The organism is Rhizobium sp. KNZ14-9A (assembly GCF_056755015.1).
In genome coordinates this window covers 770,859-791,078 of the sequence record NZ_JBPGXB010000002.1, presented here as the reverse complement: position 1 = coordinate 791,078, position 20,220 = coordinate 770,859, and the positions used below count along the sequence as shown (strand labels likewise).

The following is a 20,220-nucleotide window of genomic DNA, read 5'->3' as shown; positions in this document are numbered from 1 at the left end:
CATTTTCAGCCCAGATGAAAAATCTTGCCGGGATTGAGGATATTGTCAGGATCAAGCGAGCGCTTGATCTGGCGCATCAGGTCCACCGTACCCCCGAGCTCCTGTTCTAGAAATGCCATTTTCCCCTGCCCGATCCCGTGTTCGCCGGTGCATGTGCCATCCATTGCCAGCGCCCGCACATTCAGCCGGGCCACGAACTCCTCGGCCGTGGCAATCCCCGCGGCACTCTTGTCGTCGAACAAAAGCTGCACATGGAAGTTCCCGTCGCCCGCATGGCCCACGATCGGCGCCAGCAAACCATTCGCCTCGATATCGGCCTGCGTTTCGGCAACGCAATCCGCAAGCCGCGATATCGGAACACAAACATCGGTCGAAAGTACGGCAAGTCCGGGCGCGAGCGCCCGCACCGACCAGTAGGCATCATGGCGCGCCTTCCAGAGCTTGGTGCGCTCCTCCGGGGTCGCCGCCCACTTGAATTCGCCGCCGCCGCATTCAGCCGCGATCTCGGCAAAGGCGGCCGATTGCAGAGCCACCGTCTCATCCGTGCCGTGGAACTCGAGGAAGAGCGCCGGGCTCTCCTCATAGGGAAGACCGGCATAGGCGATGCTGGCACGCATCTGCAGCGCATCGACAAGCTCGATACGCGCCACCGGAATGCCCATCTGGATCGTCATGATGACGGCGTCGCACGCAGCCTTCACGCTCGGGAAGGCGCACACACCTCCGGCGATCTTCTGCGGAATGCCGTGCAGGCGCAGCGTCACCGAGGTCAGGATGCCGAGCGTGCCTTCCGCACCCACGAAAAGCCGTGTGAGATCGTAACCGGCCGACGACTTGCGCGCCCGCCGCGCCGTGCGGATTTCCTCGCCGGAAGCGGTCACTGCCGTAACGGCAAGCACATTGTCCTTCATCGTCCCGTAGCGAACGGCATTGGTGCCGGACGCCCGTGTCGAGGTCATGCCCCCGATCGAGGCGTTGGCGCCGGGATCGATCGGGAAGAACAGGCCGGTATCGCGCAGATGGATGTTGAGCGCTTCGCGGGTGATGCCCGGCTCGACCGTGCAATCGAGATCCTCCGGATTGACTTCAAGCACCCGGTTCATTCGGCTGAAATCGATGGAAATTCCGCCATTTGGCGCATTGACCTGCCCCTCAAGCGAGGAGCCGGTGCCGAAGCCGATAACAGGCACTTTATGATCGGCGCAGGCCCGCACAGCGGTCTTCACATCGTCAGCCGTCTCGGCAAAGAGCACGCCGTCGGGCAGTTGGGCGGGAATGTAGGTGGTCGTGTGAGCATGCTGGGCGCGAAAAGCCTGGCCGGTCTGGAAGCGCTCTCCGAAGCGCTGTTTCAGAATGCCGATGACGGCCTCTATGCCCGCCTCGTTTCGCACCCCAGCCTTCGCGTCGCGCAGTGCCATGCCGTTGATCTCCCTGCATTCCACAGCCTGCTACAGCATCTGTAGCAGGCCGGGTATGAGGCAAGTCAAAGCGGCTGTCCAGCCAAGATTCGGGAAGATTTCATTCCATCTTTGTTGCAGGGACCGCGGGCGGGTTGAGCCGCGCAAAGCCCTCCTGCCGATAATAGGGAAAATAGGGATAGGGCGGCGTCACGGCACTCACCGCATCCAGCCGCCCGATCTGTTCCGGCGTCAGCCTCCAGCCGACCGCGCCGAGATTTTGCCTGAGCTGCTCCTCGTTGCGCGCGCCGATGATGACGCTTGAAACCGTCGGTCGGCCGATCAGCCAGTTGATGGCGATCTGCGGCACCGTTTTGCCTGTCTCGGAGGCAATTTCGTCCAGCACGTCGACGATATCGAATAGCTTCTCATCATCGACGGGCGGCCCGTATTCGGCAGTCTGGTGCAGACGGCTTCCCTCGGGCAGCGGCGCACCGCGGCGAATCTTGCCGGTCAGCCGGCCCCAGGCGAGCGGGCTCCAGACCAATGCCCCCACTTCCTGGTCGGCGGCAAGCGGCATCAATTCCCATTCGTAATCCCGCCCGGCGAGCGAATAATAGACCTGATGGGCCACGTAACGCGGGTATCCATATTTTTCCGACAGCCCAAGCGATTTCATCAGCTGCCAGCCGGAGAAATTGGAAACACCGACGTAGCGAACCTTGCCAGCGGCTATGAGCCCATCGAGCGTAGCGAGCACCTCTTCGACAGGCGTCGAGGCATCGAAGGCATGAAGCTGCAAGAGGTCGATATAGTCGGTGCCGAGCCGGCGCAGCGCATCCTCGGTTGCGCGGATCAGCCGTACCCGCGAAGTGCCCCAATCATTCGGCCCCTCGCCCATCGGCAGCGCCGTCTTGGTCGAGACCAGCACCGCGTCGCGCTTTCCGGATATCGCCTGCCCCAGCACCTCCTCGGAAGCGCCGGCCGAATAGACGTCCGCCGTATCGAACAGCGTCACACCCGCCCCCAGGCAGATATCCACCATCCGTCGCGCCTCTCCCGCATCCGTCGTGCCCCAAGCGCCGAAGAGCGGCCCGCTGCCGCCGAAGGTGCCGGCCCCGAAGCTCAGCACCGGCACCCTCAAGCCCGATGCGCCTAGATTTCTGTATTCCATGATTCAATCTCCTGTTTTCTGAAGAGATAGACCCGGCCAGAACGATGATATAGATTGCCTTGGAGCATATCATCTGTGATTTGAATTCATCATGAGCCGTCAGGACATCAATCGATCGGGCGAAATGGAAGTCTTCGTCAGCGTCGTCGAGCGCGGCGGTTTTTCCGCTGCGGCCCAGGTGCGGCGCATGACGCCATCGGGCGTCAGCAAGCTGGTCGCCCGGCTGGAAACAAGGCTCGGCGCCCGCCTCGTCAACCGCTCGACACGCAAGCTGCAACTGACGCCTGAAGGCTGCGCCTTCTACGAGCGCAGTGTCGCGATCCTCGCCAATATATCGGAGGCTGAGCGTTTCGCCTCGGCCGGAGAACAGGCCGCGGGCCGCATCAGCATCAACACCAGCGGCTCCTTCGGCAATCATGTTCTGGCGCCGCTGATCCCGGCCTTCATGGCCGAGCATCCGGATGTCACCCTCGATATCACCCATACCGACAAGGTGGTCGATCTGCTGGAAGAGCGTGCCGATGTCGCAATCCGGGCCGGCCCGCTGAAGACATCGAGCCTGATCGCTCGCAAGCTCGGCGCTGCCAGAAAGATCATCGTCGCCTCGCCCGATTATCTTGAGCGACACAGCAAACCGCGCTCGGCCGAAGAACTGCGCAATCACCGCCGCATCGGCTTTTCCTATGCCCGCGCACTGGAAGGCTGGCCGGTCATTGATGCCGGCGAGACGATCATCATTCCCCTCACCCCCGGCCTTCAGGTCGGCGATGGCGAGGCTATGCGATATCTCGCGCTCTCAGGCGCCGGCCTTGCCCGCATGACAGAATTCACCGTGCGTACCGATATCGCTGCCGGTCGGCTCGTTCCCGTGTTGGAAAAACTCAATCCCGGCGATGTCGAGGAGTTCTATGCCGTCTATATCGGCCAGGGCGGCCCTCTTCCCGCACGCGTTCGCGCCCTGCTTGATTTCCTCGCGAAACACATCCGCCTTTAGGAGCACAAAGGTCAGATTCCGCAATTGACCCATTGGCCACCGCGCGCCTATATCGGGTCTGCGCCTGCCGGCCCTCGCAGCCGGCCTCTTCATACTGCCGGGGCCTCCTCCCACCTCCGCCTTCGGGCTCGCTCCGGTCGAAAAGTTCGGGGATCACAATTTTGGACGCAAGCAGCTTCCATCAGAAAGCGAGCCTGCCCAAATGGGCATTGCTGCTCGCCTTGTCGGCCGTTCTCGTCCTTTTCCTCGAACTCTTCGCGCTGCCCGCCTCGCTGCTGATCGGCCCGATGGTCGCGGCCATCGTGCTGGCGCTCACCGTCGGCAAGGGGCAGCTGCGCATCCCCTACTGGCCGCTGCAGTTCGGCCAGGTGCTGGTCGGCCTCTTGATGGCGCGCAACATCACGCCCGATATCCTCGGCACCATGGCCAAGGACGCGCCGCTCTTCTTCGTCTTCATCGTCTCAGTGATCGCCATTGCCGCCGGTCTTGGCTGGCTGCTCACGCGCTGGCAGGTCTTGCCGGGCACGACCGCCGTCTGGGGCTCCACGCCCGGCGGCGCCTCGGCCATGGTCATCATGTCGGAAGCCTATGGGGCAGATGCCCGCCTCGTCGCCTTCATGCAATATCTGCGCGTCGTCTTCGTCGCCGTCGGCGCGTCCGTCATCTCCCGCCTCTGGGTTGCCGCCGATGGCGAAGAGCCGCCGCCAGTCATCTTCTTCCCGCCGGTCGATTGGTCGGCCTTCGCCATGACTGTCGCCTTCGCTGCCCTCTGCTGCTACGCCGTCTTCCGCTTCCGCATCCAGGGCGGCAATATCGTTATCCCGCTGATCGGCGGCGCTCTTCTGCAGGGTTTCGGCCTGTTGAAGATCGAGCTGCCCACCTGGATCCTGGCGCTCAGCTACGCACTGATCGGCTGGAGCATCGGCCTGCGTTTTACCCGCTCGATCATCGAACACGCCGCCCGCGCTCTGCCCCGCGTTTCCGCCTCCATCATCATCCTGATGGCGCTCTGCGGCTGCATGGCGCTGGCACTCCACAAATTCGCCGGTATCGACCCGCTCACCGCCTATCTCGCGACCAGCCCCGGCGGCGCCGATTCCGTCGCCATCATTGCCGCGTCCAGCGATGTCGACGTGCCCTTCGTCATGGCCATGCAGACCGGCCGCTTCATGATGATCCTGTTGATCGGCCCTGCGCTCGCCCGCTTCATCGCCCGCCGCTCCGATCTTGCGGAAAATGCCGCTTGAGGTCGGGAAATCGTCGGCATGTGAAGCCGTCGAAAGCGAACTGTTCTGCCCATGCTTGACTAGTCGCAGGCCCGGTTATTCCCTACATTGGTTGAATGACCATCACTGTGCTGAAAAATGGATAACACGGGACTGTCTCTCGACAGGATGCGCACCTTTGTTCGCGTTGCCGAGCGAGGCAATCTGTCTACGGTGGCAAAGGAGCTCGGCGTCGGTCAATCAACCGTGACGCGGCACCTCAATGAACTCGAGGACGCAGTCGGCGTACCTCTCCTCAGCCGGACCACGCGTCGCGTCACCCTTACCGACGAAGGCAGCCGCTATTATGCCAACTGCCTTCAGGTATTACGCCTGGTCGAGCAGGCTACCGAGGAAGCCAGAAATGCCCGTCGGGCGGCCGCAGGCGCTGTCAGGCTCTCGTGTACTGCAGCGCTTGGCGTGATGCACATCACCCGCCTCATCTTCGAATTTCAGGACCAGCATCCGGATATCAGCGTCGATCTCAACCTAACCGACGAGCGCATCGACCTGGTTCGCGAGGGCGTTGATGTGGCGCTCCGGCTTGGGCCTCTCACCGACAGCTCCATGAAGCTTCATGCGCTCGGAAAAAGCCATCGGCTGATGGTAGGCGCTCCAGCGTATTTCTCCGCCCACGGGCGGCCGGAGCACCCGGACGATCTCTCGCGATACGAAACCGTCATCATGTCCAATATAGCCGGGAGCGATCAGGTCACTCTCTCCTCCCGCCATGGCGCGAATGTGACGGTTCCAGTCAATGGGAAGCTGCGCGTCGATCACGGGCTTGCGGCGCGCGAAGCCTTGGCCGCAGGACGCGGCATTGGTCCCGCCCACCTTTGGCTGGTCCACGATCTCCTGGACAACGGTCGGCTCGAGGTCGTGCTCGAAGACTATCGTCCGTCGCCGGTCCCGCTAAGCCTGCTCATCGTGCCCGAGCGTTCCGCTATTGCCCGCGTTCGCCTTCTCACCGACTTTCTCGTCGCCGAGATTTCCAAACTGCCGGGAATCCGGCCATCGTGACTCAGAGCCCGAAAGATCGCTTGTCGCCGCGCCAGCCCGTGGTCCGAAGATACTGTTCCCAGTCGAGCGCGTCAGGATCCAGGCGACGGCTCCATTCCAGATCATGCTCCTTGCCGAAATAACCATATTCGACAGCATACTCGACCATCCCCAGAAGCTCTCGCACGAGAAACTCGTTGGCGGCAAACTCCGGAAAATACCGCAGCAAGCCATCCCTGGTGAAAGCATTTCGATATTCCGCCTTGATGCCGGTTACCTGTCGGAAAGTTTCGACCATTTCGCGCGGAGAGAGGATATCGCCGACGATAGGCAGCGTTTTCCCGTTGTAGCGCTCGGGATTTGAGAAAATTTCCAGCACAGCCGGCCCGGTCGCCGTGAGCGGATCGACAAAAGGCGCTCGAAAATCTTCGGGGAGATAAATCGGCATCAAGAGCGTGTCACCTTCCATGCGCGGCGGATAATATTCGAGAAGATTCGTGTAGAAGAATGCCAGCATGACGAAGGAATGAGAGATCGGCAGACCGCGAATATAGTCTGCAACGCGCGCTTTGTCGGTGAAATGCGGAGCATACTTCGTCCCGCCGGAGATGGCGTCGACATTCTCGAGCGTGCTGAAAACAATATGTCCGACACCTGCCTCAACCGCTGCATCCGCCAGTTGGCGGCCGATAGGAGCCTCTATTGTCTCCGGTGGCATGACCGGCGGCGTCATCAGAAATGCCCCGTCCGCGCCTTCGAAAGCAGCAACGAGATCCTGCTGGAAACCAAGCTGGAGAGGGACGGTTACAATTTCAGCTCCAAGTTTCTCCAGACTTAAAGCCTCGGGTGAATCCTTTTTTCGGGTAAGGGCGCGTACGCGGAAACGTTCGCTGCGAAGGAGCGTCGCTGCGACGCTGCGACCCTGTTTGCTGGTTGCACCGACAATTGCGATAAGTGGCTTATCATTTGAAGACATAGTTGCGCCTTGAACCTTTTCCCTGTCGCTGGCTGCCGACTGCGTTAGCGAGCGTCATACTGGAGAGCATTCGGCTGATGCCGATCTCGGACCCGGAGGCAAGCTATCTCATCAAGCTTTCTTGCTGTAGGCATGCGCAATGCATATGATAATGCCATTTTATGGATAAATACCGTGGCTGGTCGTGCCTGTATCAGCCGCTGGCCGTGCAGGATTTCAAAATCCAGGCAAGAGATGAGATCACGTCGGGCCATCGGGTCACGCCCTTGTTTTTCAGGTCTGCTCCATGAAAAAGGACTGTGACCACCATTTGCTGACCGTTGCCGCAGAAAGCCGCTCAAGCCGCCAGCGCCCTAGTGTGACCCTATATTGTTGAAATGCCGGTGAAATGCACCTGATTGGCAAAGCCGGTTGCCGCTGCCACGGCCCGCAAGCGAGTTAACGACCGCTGAAGCGTTGTCTCGCCGCCTCGGTAACGGGTGTATAAAGCGCCACGCGGGTGCCCTCCGGGTCGGAGAGCTGAACCGTGCGATTTCCCCACGGCAAATCCTTGGGTTCACGCACTACCTCGACATGATCCTTGAGCCGAGCGAATTCAGCGTCGACGTCCGATACCATGAATTCAAGAATGGCGGTTTTATTGGCGCGTGGCTCCGCACTGCCCTCCTTGAAGAGCGCGACCGTTTCCGCGCTCCCTATTGCCACGACGGCACCGGGTGTGACGATCTCGGCAAAGACGGGAGCAAGCCAGTCCGCGCGATAGCCCGTCACGAGCTCATAAAAGGCCACCATGCTTTCGATATCCGAAGCGATGAGACGGGTGGATGCGAGTTTCATCATTTTCTCCTTCACGCGTAATGATCTCTTTGCCCGCTCTTGTGACATAGTCATCCTGCCAGCGTTGTGGCAGCAGGAGTCACCAGCCATGCGAAAAGCGGAACGGCTTTTTCAGATCATCCAGATACTTCGAAGATCAAACCGTCCGGTCACCTCGGCGCAGCTTGCAGAGGAACTCGAGGTCGCGCGACGAACCGTCTATCGTGACATTGCCCACCTGATTGGCCAGCGCGTTCCCATCGAGGGGGAAGCTGGCTTTGGCTACGTCCTCGACCCACGATACGATATGCCGCCGCTGATGCTGACTGCAGAGGAAATCGAGGCTGTTCTACTGGGCGTTCAGATGGTGGCAAAGCTGGGTGACCCGGCCATCAACGCTGCGGCCAGAGATGTCATCGCAAAGATTGCATCAACCGTACCGGACCACCTTCTTCCCTTCATTGCCGAACCTTCGGTCAGCCTGAAACCTGGCAAGGTGATGGACAGCCTGACGCTCGACAGCCGTCCAGTCCGGCGGGCGATTAGGGAGGGGCGAAAGATTGAGCTTGAATATCGCGCCGCGAATGGCGCGGTAACCAGCCGTATCGTGTGGCCGGTGCTCCTCGGCTATGAGGATGCGCGCTGTCTTTTGATTGCGTGGTGCGAATCGAAACAGGCTTTTCGCCATTTTCGCACCGAACGCATTCTCGATCTCAAGGTTCTCGAAGAAACCATCGGCCTATCTAGAGGCAAATTGAGACAGCAATGGCTGCAATGGCGTGAAGCCGAACTTTCCCGTTCGCGCCAAGCGTTATGATACGCCGCCATTGCTGACCTGCGCTGTCCGCTGAAGCCCCACCCATCGTCCAGGCGTCACCCCATAGGCCTTCTTGAAGTGCCGGATGAAATGCGCCTGGTCGGCAAAACCGGTCGCCGCCGCCACATCGGCGAAACCCTCACCCTCGCCCATCAGCGCCTTCGCCTGCTGCAGCCGCCGCATCAGCATGTAGCGGTGCGGGCTGGTAGCAAAGGCCGTACGGAAATGCCGTGACAAGGTGAAACGGTCGAGGCCGGTAATGCTCTCCAGCTCGCCGGAGCGCACTGGCCGCAATGCATGCGCCTCCAGATAATCGCGCGCCGCCCGCACCTGCCTCCAGGCAACGGCGCCGAGAGCCGGGCGGCGTACCTGCGAATGACGCGACAACCCGCCCGCCACGCGGCTGACGAAATCGTCGACGAAAAGTTCGTCCAGCTCCCGGTCGAGTTCACTGAGTGCTGCGAGCAGCACCTGTGCCAGCGCGCCGTCGGCAATCACGGGCTGATCGACGAAGGGAAGGCCGATCTTTTCCGCCTCAAGGCATTCCATCAGGAGCGCTGGCTCCATGTAGAGCATGCGGTAATGCAGCCCGGCCTCCGTCGCCGCTCCGCCGTCATGCTCCTCGTCGGGATGCAGGACGATCACCTGCCCCGGCATGCTGAAGCGCCGCTCGCCGCGGTAGGTGAAGGTCTGCACACCATGAAGGGTGACGCCGAGCGCATAGGTATCGTGCCGGTGCGGCTCGAAGACGTTGCCTGAGAATTGCGCTTCGATACGCTCGATGCCCGGAAAGGCCGGCGCAGTCAGGATGCCGCTGCCGGCAGGCGCGGCCAGTATGCCGCTGCCCCCTTGCGGCTCGCACAAACGTTCAAGACCCTCGAAGACCTGCGGCGTTAGATCCTGGCTCAATGCGTTTCCGATACCCTGATGAAAGAGACTGGAATGTTTGATACCAAAATTGCGATCGTCCTGCGAAACAATCTTGCCGGCTGGCAGAAGCTGAATGTCACGGCCTTCCTTTCGACAGGCATCGCCGGGCAATATCCGGAAATCATCGGCGAGCCCTACAAGGATCGTGCCGGCAATCTCTACAACCCGCTATCCATCCAGCCGATCATCGTCTTGTCGGCCGATGAAGCGACGATATCCACGATCCACCGCCGCGCGTTGGAGCGCGACGTGACCTCCTCCATCTTCATCGAGGAAATGTTTGCAACCGGCCATGATGCGGCCAATCGCGCCGTCTTCGCTGAATACGCCCCCGATGATGCCAAGGTCGTCGGCATTGCGCTGCGCGCCGACAAGAAGATCGTCGACAAGATCACCAAGGGCGCGACGATGCAGCATTGAGGCAAACGGCCGGAAACAAAAAGGCCGGGCAATGACCCGGCCTTTTTGTCGTCTGGATGCAACCGATCAGCCCTGGGTGATCGGCGCAATCTGGATTTCGACGCGGCGGTTCTGGGCGCGACCGGCTTCGGTCGCATTGGAAGCAACCGGCTGCGACGGACCGTAGCCGACGGCCGAAACGCGGCGCTGGTCGATGCCCTGGCCGCCGAGATAATCGGCAACGGACAGAGCGCGGCGCTGCGACAGGTCCTGGTTATGCTGCAGGCTGCCAGTGGAATCCGTATGGCCGTTGATGTCGATGAGCGTGCGGTTGAACTTGCGCAACACGATCGCGACAGAATTCAGCGTCGGATAGAAGCCGGGCTTCACCGCATCCTGGTCGATATCGAAGGTGATGTTCGACGGCATGTTGAGGATGATGTTGTCGCCCTGGCGGGTAACGGAGATGCCGGTGCCTTCGAGCTGGGCGCGAAGCTCGGCTTCCTGCTGGTCCATGTAATTGCCGATCGCGCCGCCGGCGAGCGCGCCGATGCCGGCGCCGATCAGCGCCGCGTTGCGCTTGCCATGGCCGCCACCGCCAACGGCGACACCGACGAGAGCACCGCCGAGCGCGCCAAGGGCAGCACCGCCGGCGGTATTGGATACCTTCTGCTCACCAGTATACGGATCGGTCGTCGTGCAAGCTGAGAGGTAACTCGCCGCAACGGCCAGAAGGATGAATTTCTTGATCATGGACAGGAGGTTCTCCGTTCGAAGCTGGTGCGAGCAGATATTAGGGAATGCGGCAACAAGATGAAGATGCCATTCTGATAAGCTAAATTTCCCATGGAAAACATCGGCCTGTTGCAGCCGGGCGCCGATATCACCAGCTTTCTTGACAAACCGCAGCGCCTGCCTCAGTCGAGCCCGCGGCGTCTGGCATAGGCCGCCCGCGCCTCGTCCATGCGCGCGGAGTTTGCGACGACCCACTCGGCAAGCCCTCGAACCGGATCCAGGAACTCTCGGCCGAGATCCGTCAGCGCATATTCGACCTGCGGCGGCGTGGTGGGCGTCACGGTCCGGGAAACGAAGCCGTTCTCCTCCAGCTCCCGCAATGTCGATGCGAGGACCTTCTGGCTGATCTCGCCGACTTCGCGGCGCAAGGCGTTGAAACGCAGCGGCCCGTGACCCAGCACGCGCACCACCAGCAGGCTCCACTTGTCGCTGATGCGCGCCAGCATGCGGCTGATGTGATCGCAAGCGCGAACTTGCTGGCAGCCATCGACTTCCTCGCAGGGGGCGGTTTCCTGATGGTTATCTGGTTTCAACAAAGTGCCTCCTTGTGCGGCCACGCAAACCATTCGTAATCTGGTTACCGTAAGAAACCAGCATACAGGAGGTTACTTTGAATTCTAAGCCCCGTATCGCCGTTATTATCGGCTCCACCCGCCCCACCCGTTTCGCCGACGCCCCGGCACAATGGATATTGAAACAAGCTCAGGCACGTGATGACTTCGACGTGGAACTGATCGACCTTCGCGATCATCCTCTCCCCTTCTTCGACGAGATGGCATCAAACCTGTGGATGCCGAGCCAGAATCCCGAAGCGGTCCGCTGGCAGGAAACCGTCGGCCGTTTCGACGGCTATATCTTCGTGGTCGCCGAATACAACCATTCGATAACAGCGACTCTGAAGAACGCGCTCGATCAGGCCTATAAGGAATGGAACCGCAAGCCATTCACCGCCATCGGCTATGGTGGCACGGGCGCCACGCGTGCGGTCGAACACCTCAGGGGAATCGGCGTGGAACTGCAGATGGTGTCCACACATGCTGCCGTCCATATCGGCGGCGGCGATTTCATGGCTGTTCATCCGGCTTTCGGCAACAAGCCGATCGAGGAAATCGAGACGAGCCTGCTGCCTACGGCAAAGATGGCCCTCGACGAACTGGTCTGGTGGGCCAAGGCGACGATGGCCGCAAAGGCAGCCGAAGCCTGAGCTTTCCGAAAAGAAAACCGCGCGGCAAGCATGCTTGGCGCGCGGCTATGTTGCTGCTTCGGGACTTAGAAGTTCTGGAAGAGCTGACGAACCTTATCGTAGGACGCGTTTGCAATATTCAGTGATTGCAGACCGAGCTGCTGCTGGGTCTGCAGCGCCCTGAGCTTGCTCAATTCCTCCTCCATATTGGCATCGACAAGGCGACCAATGCCTTCGGTGATGTTGTCGGACAGGTTCTTGGCGAATTCGTCCTGCAAGCTGATGCGCTTTTCCAGTGCGCCGAAGGCCGAGCCGACGGTCGTCAACTGTCCGAGCGCCCCATCGACGACGCTGATCATTTCGTTCAGGTCCTGTTTGCTGGTATTCGCCGTCAGGCCGATTTCCACCTGGCCGGCCGTGTTGCCGTTCTTGCTTTTCGTCAGCACCCAGGTCTGCGCGGTGCCGAGTTCGGTTGCGAAGAAGGCGGAGGTCAGCACGCCATATTCGCCGGTGCCGCCCGCCCGATCGTCGATCACATAGCGTGCATCCTTGGAGGAGGTCGCGCCGCTCGGCGGGATATCGATATGGTAGCTCAGCATGCCGACCGATACCGTACCGTCAGAATTACGGATGAAGGAGGCCGGGATCTGACGCGGCTGCGTCGGCGTCGTGGTATTGTCGAGAATGATCCAGTTGTCGTTGTTGAAGCCTGCGCCCTCGGAAACGCTGCGCAGCTGCGCCTTCAACTGCTCGAGTTCTTCACCGACCTTGGTCTTGTCCACGCCCTGCTCAGTTGCGGCGACAAGCTTTGCCTTGATCTCGGTGACGACGTCGATGACGCTGTCGACGCCGGCAGATGCCGTTCCCATGGTGGCAGCTGCCATGCCGAGAGCGTCCTGAACGGCGGAAAGTGCCTTGTTGTCGTGGCGCGCAGTCGTCGCGACCGACCAATAGGCGGCATTATCTCTGGATTTTTCAACACGCAGACCCGTCGTGATATGGTTCTGCGTCACCGTCATATTTCGATTGATATCACGCAGCACATAAAGCGCCGCATCCACGGAGGTGCGCTGATAAATACTCACGGTACGAACTCCAAAAACACAACAGAACGCAACAGAACAGGATGTACCGAAATCAAGCGAACATTCATGTCCGCCGTCGCTGGAAAATCAGCGCAATAGCCCTCGGGAAAACTGGGGAGGGCCGACCGGTACTGATCGCAATCATTGCCGGTTATGCTTAAAAAACGGCTAAAGTTCAGAAGTAATTTATCTTATTTCACAAGACTTCATACACCATAAAAACGCCCGCCGGAGAGACCCGGCGGGCGTTTCCGAAAGTATTAAAAAAGGCTTGTTCGCGCTCTTACTCAGCAGCCTGAAGCTGTTCTTCCGGGCTCGGCTTCGGACGCGTCGCATGCGTCATTTCCTCGTGCAGGCGCGCTTCCTCATGGGCATGCGGCTTGGCGAAGCGGGCAATCAGGAGATAGGCGACGGGCGTGATGAACAGCGTCACCAGCGTTGCAAAGCCAAGGCCGCCGACGATGACCCAGCCGAGCGCCACGCGCGCTTCCGCACCGGCGCCATGCGCAAAGACCAAGGGAACACCCCCAAGAATGGTCGCGATCATCGTCATCATGACCGGGCGCAGGCGAAGCGCACAGGCCTTCTCGATGGAGGAGCGCACATCCTCACCGCGATCGCGCAGCTGATTGGCGAATTCCACGATCAGGATGCCGTTCTTCGCCATCACGCCGACAAGCAGCACGAGACCGATCTGGCTGTAGATGTTGAGGCTGGAGCCGGTGATGATGAGCGCAAAGACGGCGCAGGCAAGGCCGAGCGGCACCGTCGACATGATGATCAGCGACGACAGCACGCTTTCGAACTGTGCCGCGAGCACCAGGAAAATGATGACGATTGCAAAGCCGAAGGTCAGCGCCATACCGCTGGAATTCTCTTCCAGTGTCGCAGCTTCGGCGAGCGGCAGCAGGCGCGCTCCAGGCGGCAGGAGCGGTGCTGCCATTTGTGTGACGTTCTTCACAGCGTCGCCGAGCGACATGCCGTCCTTCAGGCCAGCGGTGATCGCCACCGAGGCGAGCTGCTGTTCACGGTTTAGCTGCGGGGCGACCGAGCCTTCCTTCAGCGAGGCGATGACCGACATCGGCACGATCTTGCCGTCGCCGGTCTTCAGGAAGACATTTTCGAGATCGGTCGGATCGTCGATCGGCCGCATCGTCGATGTCAGGAGCACCGGATAGGATTCGCCGCCGACGAAGACGTCGACCACTGAACGTCCCTCAAGCAGCGACTGGATAGCGGTCGAAAGCCCGGTAATGTCGATACCGAGATCGGAAGCCCGTTCGCGGTCGATGGCGACGGAAACCTGCGCCTGCGACGGTTCGTTGGTCAGGCGCGGCGTATCGTACTGGCCACTCGCGTCGAGTTGCTGCACCAGCTTTGCGGCAGCCGCCGTCAGCGCTTCATGGTCATTGCCGATCAGCGCCATCTGCAACCCGCTGCCGGCGCCGCGGATGCGCAGGCTGTTCGACGAAATCGCGTTGCCGCGCAGCGCCGGCACTTTGAAGGCCGCCTGGTTGATATCGCGGACGATATCGGCCTGCGTGCGGTGACGCTCGCCCCAGGGCGCCAAGGTCAGCACCATGAAGCCGCTGTTGGAAGAGCCGCCCTGGCCGGAAATCGAGAAGATGTTCCTGATGTCGCCGCTGTCGACCAGCGGCTGCAGGTATTCCTCCACGAGCTGCATCTTGTCGCGCGTATATTCGAGGCTGGAGCCCTGCGGCGTCGTCAGCCGCATCTGCACCATGGCGCGGTCTTCTTCCGGCGTCAGCTCGCTCTTGACCGTGCCGAAAGCGACAATGGCGGCGGCACCGAAGATGAGCGAAAAGACGATGACGACGATAGGCGCATTCAGGCAGGCATGCAGCCCCCATTTATAGACGCGGGCGAAAGCCTCGCCGAAACGGCCGAGCAACCCGTGATCCTCGATCATCGGCTTGGTCAGCATGCGCGAGGCGAGCATCGGACACAGCGTCAGCGCCACGATCGACGACAGACCGACCGAGAAGGCCAGCACGAAGCCGAACTCGCGGAACAGGCCGCCCACCTGCCCCGGCAGGAAGGATAGCGGAATGAAGACGGCGGCAAGTGTCGCCGTCGTCGCGATGACGGCGAAGAACACCTCACGCGTGCCTAGCACGGCAGCCGCGCGCGGTCCCATACCCTCGGAGCGACGGCGCACGATGTTCTCGAGCACGACGATAGCGTCATCGACCACGAGACCGGTCGCCAGAACGATCGCCAGCAGCGTCAGGATGTTGATCGAGAAACCGACCATATAGATCGCCGCCAGCGTGCCGATCAGCGCCACCGGCATCGAAACGGACGGGATCAGCGTCGCGCGCCAGTCGCGCAGGAAGAGATAGATGACGACGGTGACGATGACGGCCGAGAGCAGCAGCGCCAGCACCACTTCATGGATCGCACCTTCAATGAAGACGGCGTCGTCGCTGGTGATCGCGATCGTCGTGCCCTTCGGCAGCGTCTTCGAAAGTTGGTCGACAGCAGCGTGAATGCCGGTGGAAATATTCAGCGTATTCGACTGCGCCTGGCGGATGATGCCGAGACCGATGCCCGGCTTGCCGTTGGAACGCAGTGCTGTCTCGCCGTCGCGCGGCCCGAGTGTCACGGTCGCAACGTCACCCAGGCGCACATTGTGTTGCAGGATGACGTTCTGGAAGTCCTCGGGTGTCTGCAGGCTGGCGGTGGCGCGCACCACGATATCCTGCATCGGGCTCTTCAGCGAACCGGCCGGCACGTCGAGCGCGGCATTGTCGAGCGCCTTGGTGAGATCGCCGATGGTCAGCCCGCGACTTGCAAGCGCGCCCTGATCGACGTCGACGCGGAAGACCTTTTCCTGATCGCCGTATTCTTCGACATCGGCCACGCCATCGACGGAGGCCAGGCGATCGACCACCTCGTTTTCGACAAGCAACGTCAGGTCGTCCATGTTGAGCGTGTCCGACGTCACCGCGAGGCGCATGATCGCCGAAGAATCCGAATCCGCCTTGACGATCTGCGGCGCATCCGCCTCGTCGGGCAGGTTCTGGGCGATACGGCCGATCGCGTCGCGCACGTCGTTGGCGGCAACGGCGAGATCGATGGAGTCGGAAAATTCCAGCGTCACGCGGCTCTGGCCGAACTGGGAACTGGAGGAGATGGATTTGAGGCCGCTGACGCGCGCGACCGCACCTTCGATGACCTTGGTCAGTTCCTGGTCAATCGTCTGCGGCGAAGCACCGTCGAAGGTGGTGCGCACGGTCACGACCGGCCGGTCGACATCGGGCAGCTCGCGCACTTCGACGCCGACATAGGCCGCAAGGCCCGCCACCACCATCAGCGTGTTGAAGACCAGCGCCAGGATCGGCCGCCGCACGAAAAGCGCGGTGAAGGTCGCCTTGTTGGATTCCGGTTTGCCGTGGTGGATCTCGGTCACGCTCATTGGGCGGCGACCTTGTCGTTCGAGGCGACATCGGTTGCCACCCGCACCGCGCCGTTCTCGCGCACGCGCTGCAGGCCTTGGGTAACGATCAGATCGCCGTCCTTCAGCTCGCCCTTAACAAGCACATAATCCGGATTGCGCTGCACGACCGTGACCCGCACCTTGTGCGACTTGTCGTCGGTCACCTGCCAGACGAAGGAGCCCTGAGCATCCCACTGCACAGAGAGCGGGTTGACGGCCGGATATTTATCACCGGCAAACTTCATGCTGACCGAAAAGGACATACCGGCGCGCAGTTCGTCCGAGCCGTTGTCGATCCGCCCCCGCAGACGCAGCGTGCGGCTTGCCGAATTGATGCGGTTGTCGACCGCTTCCAGCACGCCAGAGAAGACCTTGCCCGGCCGCGCCACAGACGTTGCCTCGACCGTCTGGCCGACGGAAACGGTATTGGCGAAACGCTCCGGCACCCAGTAGTCGACGAGGATTTCAGTGCGGTCGTCCAGCGTCACGATCGGCGTCGAGGTCGTGACATTGTCGCCGATATTGACCGGCACGATGCCGACAATACCGTCGATCGGCGCCACGATGTTGCGGCGCGTAAGATTGAGCTCGGCAGCCTGCAGCTGCAGCCGCGCATTCTGCTCGGCGATCTCGGAATCAAAGACGTCCATGCGCGAAACGCTGGACTTGATGCTGTGGTAGAGGTTGGACTTCTCAAGCGCACTGTTCAGCGCCACCTGTGCCTGCCCCTGGGCAATCACCTGCTCTTCGCTGTCGAGCTTGGCGAGAACCTGGCCCTGCTTGACCATATCGCCTGATTTGATGAGGATTTCGCGGATCGTACCCGTCGCCTGCGGCGTAACCGCAACGGAGCGGATCGCATCACCTGTGCCGATCGCATTTAGCCGATCATTGACGACGCCCTGTACCACGGCCTGGGTGACAACGAGCACGGCAGCATTGCGTCCGCCGCCGCCACCACCACCGTTGCGGCGGTTCTGCCCCTGACCCTGACCACCTTGAGCCTGCTGCGCGCCGGCTTCGGCTGCCTCCTCGCCCTTCGGCGCGATCCTGGAAACGATGTTGTCGGGAACACCAGCATTGCGCATCGTCTCGCCGGCGCCGGGCACAAAGTAAACCCAGGCGGCAAAGCCGGCCAAAATGACGACGATGCAAAGTGCAAACTGCTTCCAAAAGGGCATTCACGTCTCCGGAGGGACTCGAGGTTAGCTCCAGGGTCGGTCGAAAGAGGCGTGCGGGACGACAAGTCCCGCCTGGTGCGACAATATCGCACCTTCCCCCGGCCGGCAGCAAGCGTAACCACCCGTCATTACGGATTTGTAATGTCAGCAAACTTTGAAAATAACCCGTCCACTCACTTTTACTTGAGCGACGCTGGAGCAGTTCCAGCAAAAGTGTGCAGCGGTTTTGCGTCCGGAACTGCGCAATGCTCTAAATACGCCGCTCCCGCCGCCATGTTCCAGGCGAAATTCCATTGAGTGCGGTGAAGATACGCGTGAGATGGCTCTGGTCGGCAAAGCCGCAGGCGACGGCGATCTCGGCGATGGAAGCCATGCCCAGCAGCATCTGCCGCGCCTTCTCCGCCCGATATTCCATCAGCCAGCGATGCGGCGTGCGGCCCGTCGATTTCTTGAAGGCGCGGATGAAATAGCTGGTCGAGAGCCCGCATTGCGCCGCGACATCCGATATCGTCGCCTCCCGCGCCGTCAGCGAGGCGAGGAACGCCGTCGCCATGTTGAGCTGGCGCCCTGAAAGCCCGCCGCTACGCTCTGCAGGCAGATTGACCTTGCCGTAACGCGTCACCAGGTGCGCCTGCAGCGCCAGGAGAATGTGATCGATGAAGAGCGCGCTCGCATGTGCCGGCTGGCTGAGCGCCGGCAGAAGCGCCATGGCAAGCCCCTGGACGACAGGATCGAGCTGCCCCTGCCCGCAATCGAGCCCGTTAAAACCCGAGCGCCCTGCCTCATAGCTGAAATCGGAAAGCCCCTGCCGGGATATATTGAAGCGCATATTGTCGAAGGAGGAGCGATGATGGCAGCGCCATTCTTCCCCGAGATCGGTGATCGCCAGCGCGCCTGCCGGATGGCCGCCGTCATGGACGAGCTTGCCTCGGCGCCAGAGGCGATGATTGTCGAAAGGTTTCAACTGAGCGATGACGCTGAAAGCCTCCGCCTGGGGAATCGGCCCGCTTTCGTCATGGTCGGCGCTATTGCTGCGCATGCGCACGATCGAGACCGCACCGGCTTGAAGCAATGAAATCTTTGGCCGAGACGCCAATTCAATCACCCCCGTTTTCGAATTACCCCCCGCCATCACAATTACATGATTTCCCCTCAAAAACCACTGACGGAATCGAAACGACAGCCCCTTCCCGAGACTGCCGTCCGTCATACCGTTTCCCGAAAGATCAAGCGGCTTCCTGAAACGCCTTCTCAAGCGTTGCGATGTCGAGCTTGACCATCTGCAGCATCGCCTCGGTCATCTTCTTGGCATTGCCCTTGCGCGTACCGCTCATCATCTCCGTCAGCACCTTGGGCACGATCTGCCAGGAAAGACCCCAGCGATCCCTGAGCCAGCCGCATTGTTCTGCCGTGCCCCCGTTGGCAAGGAAGCCATCCCAGATGCGGTCGACCTCCGCCTGATCTTCGCAGATGACCTGCACGGAGTAGGCATGGTTGAACGGTTCGAACGGCCCGGCCCGCATGGCGACGAAATTCTGGCCGCCGAGCGTAAACTGGACAATCTCGACGCTGCCCGGAGGGCCGCTCGGCGTTTCCGCCGGCACGGTGGTGATCTCGCCAATCGCGGAATTGGGCACGAGCGAGACATAGAATTCGACCGCCTCGCGAGCGCTTTCTGCAAACCAGAGATGTGAAATGACCTTGACCATGAAACGTCCTCCTTCGGTCTGTTGGTCTCCGTTCATGGCTAAGACGTGTGAGCCGTGCCCATCCCGACAGCGGAGTACGAGAATTTTTACCGGCTCTCTTTTTCGGCCTCCCGTTTTTCGGTTTTCCGAAGCCTCAACACGGCCCTGCAGGTCAGAGCAATTTTCGACAAAAGAGGGTGAGAACAAACAATCGGAATTGGTTTTTGCCAAGTAGGTTCGCGCCAATACGCGGCCTCGCTCTTGCGGGGAAGCAATGCCGACCGACGACCTTCAGGGACGTATGTCGGCAACACGTTTCTTGCCTTTAAGGCCTCATAACCAGGGAGAACGACCAATGTCCAGATATCTTGAAGTCCTCACGCCGCAGAACAGCCAGCTGATCTTCATCGACCAGCAGCCGCAGATGGCCTTCGGTGTCCAGTCCATCGACCGTCAAACGCTGAAGAACAACGTCGTCGGCCTCGCCAAGGCTGCCAAAACCTTCAAGGTGCCGACCACCATCACCACGGTCGAGACCGAAGCCTTCTCGGGCCACACCTATCCGGAACTGCTCGCTGTCTTCCCCGAAAACACAATTCTCGAACGCTCCTCGATGAACTCGTGGGACGATCAGAACGTTCGCGACGCGCTGGCGAAGAACGCCGCCAACGGCCGCAAGAAGGTCGTCGTGTCAGGCCTCTGGACCGAGGTCTGCAACACCACCTTTGCACTCTCCTGCATGCACGACACCGATTACGAGATCTACATGGTCGCCGATGCCTCAGGCGGCACCTCCGCCGATGCCCACAAATATGCGATGGACCGCATGGTCCAGGCTGGCTGCGTTCCCGTCACCTGGCAGCAGGTGCTGCTGGAATGGCAGCGCGACTGGGCCCGCCGCGAAACCTATGAGGCCGTCACCTCCATCGTGAAGGAACATTCCGGCGCTTACGGCATGGGCGTCGATTACGCCTATACCCATGTCCACAAGGCACCCGAGCGCGTCACGCATGGCAAGCGCATTGGCCCGAACCCGGCCAAGTGAGTTCTCGCGAGGGAGC

General features: G+C 60.9%; 19 protein-coding genes. 7 read left to right on the top strand and 12 right to left on the bottom strand.

Going from position 1 to position 20,220, the window contains the following annotated elements:
• Window positions 1-5: 5 nt before the first annotated feature.
• Window positions 6-1,418 (bottom strand): FAD-binding oxidoreductase, encoded by a 1,413-nt coding sequence (locus ACR9ZQ_RS10035; protein WP_310389425.1) that lies wholly within the window; start codon window positions 1,416-1,418, stop codon window positions 6-8.
• Between the two features lie 100 nt (window positions 1,419-1,518).
• The gene (locus ACR9ZQ_RS10030; RefSeq protein WP_310389423.1) at window positions 1,519-2,571 is read right to left on the bottom strand and encodes an aldo/keto reductase; all 1,053 of its coding nucleotides are present in this window, start codon (window positions 2,569-2,571) and stop codon (window positions 1,519-1,521) included.
• A gap of 91 nt (window positions 2,572-2,662) precedes the next feature.
• Here ACR9ZQ_RS10030 and ACR9ZQ_RS10025 point away from each other — a divergent pair, with 91 nt between their 5' ends.
• The 3 genes from ACR9ZQ_RS10025 (at window position 2,663) to ACR9ZQ_RS10015 (ending at window position 5,850) form a co-directional block, all read left to right on the top strand.
• Window positions 2,663-3,565, top strand: a complete 903-nt coding sequence (locus tag ACR9ZQ_RS10025) for a LysR family transcriptional regulator (protein ID WP_310389421.1) — start codon at window positions 2,663-2,665, stop codon at window positions 3,563-3,565.
• 152 nt (window positions 3,566-3,717) lie between these two features.
• Window positions 3,718-4,812, top strand: a complete 1,095-nt coding sequence (locus ACR9ZQ_RS10020) for an AbrB family transcriptional regulator (RefSeq protein WP_310389449.1) — start codon at window positions 3,718-3,720, stop codon at window positions 4,810-4,812.
• A gap of 117 nt (window positions 4,813-4,929) precedes the next feature.
• The gene (locus ACR9ZQ_RS10015) at window positions 4,930-5,850 is read left to right on the top strand and encodes a LysR family transcriptional regulator (RefSeq protein ID WP_113325504.1); all 921 of its coding nucleotides are present in this window, start codon (window positions 4,930-4,932) and stop codon (window positions 5,848-5,850) included.
• Window position 5,851: 1 nt separating this feature from the next.
• On the opposite strand, the gene ACR9ZQ_RS10010 is transcribed toward ACR9ZQ_RS10015, so the two are convergent.
• On the bottom strand, window positions 5,852-6,805 hold the full coding sequence (locus tag ACR9ZQ_RS10010; protein WP_481427681.1) for an NmrA/HSCARG family protein: 954 nt from the start codon (window positions 6,803-6,805) through the stop codon (window positions 5,852-5,854).
• 438 nt (window positions 6,806-7,243) lie between these two features.
• Window positions 7,244-7,642, bottom strand: a complete 399-nt coding sequence (locus ACR9ZQ_RS10005; protein ID WP_481427680.1) for a VOC family protein — start codon at window positions 7,640-7,642, stop codon at window positions 7,244-7,246.
• Window positions 7,643-7,730: 88 nt separating this feature from the next.
• On the opposite strand from ACR9ZQ_RS10005, the gene ACR9ZQ_RS10000 reads away from it, so the two are divergent.
• Window positions 7,731-8,438, top strand: coding sequence for a helix-turn-helix transcriptional regulator (locus ACR9ZQ_RS10000; RefSeq protein ID WP_481429291.1), 708 nt, complete (start codon window positions 7,731-7,733; stop codon window positions 8,436-8,438).
• Here the strand turns inward: ACR9ZQ_RS10000 and ACR9ZQ_RS09995 are convergent.
• A complete protein-coding gene (locus ACR9ZQ_RS09995; RefSeq protein ID WP_481427679.1) occupies window positions 8,433-9,347 on the bottom strand; it encodes an AraC family transcriptional regulator in 915 nt (304 codons plus the stop codon). The genes ACR9ZQ_RS10000 and ACR9ZQ_RS09995 overlap by 6 nt on opposite strands.
• A gap of 33 nt (window positions 9,348-9,380) precedes the next feature.
• On the opposite strand from ACR9ZQ_RS09995, the gene ACR9ZQ_RS09990 reads away from it, so the two are divergent.
• Entirely contained in the window at window positions 9,381-9,788 is a 408-nt protein-coding gene (locus ACR9ZQ_RS09990; RefSeq protein WP_207242733.1) for a DUF2000 family protein, read from the top strand.
• A 66-nt stretch (window positions 9,789-9,854) separates the two neighbouring features.
• Here the strand turns inward: ACR9ZQ_RS09990 and ACR9ZQ_RS09985 are convergent, their stop codons facing one another.
• Together ACR9ZQ_RS09985 and ACR9ZQ_RS09980 are read right to left on the bottom strand one after the other, a co-directional pair.
• Window positions 9,855-10,520, bottom strand: a complete 666-nt coding sequence (locus tag ACR9ZQ_RS09985) for a YiaD family glycine zipper/OmpA-like lipoprotein (RefSeq protein ID WP_113325510.1) — start codon at window positions 10,518-10,520, stop codon at window positions 9,855-9,857.
• Window positions 10,521-10,684: 164 nt separating this feature from the next.
• The gene (locus tag ACR9ZQ_RS09980) at window positions 10,685-11,095 is read right to left on the bottom strand and encodes a winged helix-turn-helix transcriptional regulator (RefSeq protein WP_310389410.1); all 411 of its coding nucleotides are present in this window, start codon (window positions 11,093-11,095) and stop codon (window positions 10,685-10,687) included.
• A gap of 77 nt (window positions 11,096-11,172) precedes the next feature.
• Here ACR9ZQ_RS09980 and ACR9ZQ_RS09975 point away from each other — a divergent pair, with 77 nt between their 5' ends.
• Window positions 11,173-11,766, top strand: coding sequence for an NADPH-dependent FMN reductase (locus tag ACR9ZQ_RS09975; protein WP_439015905.1), 594 nt, complete (start codon window positions 11,173-11,175; stop codon window positions 11,764-11,766).
• Between the two features lie 65 nt (window positions 11,767-11,831).
• On the opposite strand, the gene ACR9ZQ_RS09970 is transcribed toward ACR9ZQ_RS09975, so the two are convergent.
• The 5 genes from ACR9ZQ_RS09970 to ACR9ZQ_RS09950 form a co-directional block, all read right to left on the bottom strand.
• Window positions 11,832-12,830 (bottom strand): flagellin N-terminal helical domain-containing protein, encoded by a 999-nt coding sequence (locus tag ACR9ZQ_RS09970; protein WP_481427678.1) that lies wholly within the window; start codon window positions 12,828-12,830, stop codon window positions 11,832-11,834.
• Between the two features lie 283 nt (window positions 12,831-13,113).
• Complete coding sequence (locus tag ACR9ZQ_RS09965) at window positions 13,114-16,269, bottom strand: efflux RND transporter permease subunit (protein WP_481427677.1); 3,156 nt, start codon at window positions 16,267-16,269, stop codon at window positions 13,114-13,116.
• On the bottom strand, window positions 16,266-17,471 hold the full coding sequence (locus ACR9ZQ_RS09960; RefSeq protein ID WP_481427676.1) for an efflux RND transporter periplasmic adaptor subunit: 1,206 nt from the start codon (window positions 17,469-17,471) through the stop codon (window positions 16,266-16,268). The genes ACR9ZQ_RS09965 and ACR9ZQ_RS09960 overlap by 4 nt, the downstream gene beginning before the upstream one ends.
• 250 nt (window positions 17,472-17,721) lie before the next feature.
• Window positions 17,722-18,510 (bottom strand): helix-turn-helix domain-containing protein, encoded by a 789-nt coding sequence (locus tag ACR9ZQ_RS09955; protein WP_481427675.1) that lies wholly within the window; start codon window positions 18,508-18,510, stop codon window positions 17,722-17,724.
• A 187-nt stretch (window positions 18,511-18,697) separates the two neighbouring features.
• Complete coding sequence (locus ACR9ZQ_RS09950) at window positions 18,698-19,180, bottom strand: VOC family protein (RefSeq protein ID WP_310389398.1); 483 nt, start codon at window positions 19,178-19,180, stop codon at window positions 18,698-18,700.
• 334 nt (window positions 19,181-19,514) lie between these two features.
• Here ACR9ZQ_RS09950 and ACR9ZQ_RS09945 point away from each other — a divergent pair, with 334 nt between their 5' ends.
• On the top strand, window positions 19,515-20,204 hold the full coding sequence (locus ACR9ZQ_RS09945) for a hydrolase (RefSeq protein WP_481427674.1): 690 nt from the start codon (window positions 19,515-19,517) through the stop codon (window positions 20,202-20,204).
• Window positions 20,205-20,220 lie beyond the last annotated feature (16 nt).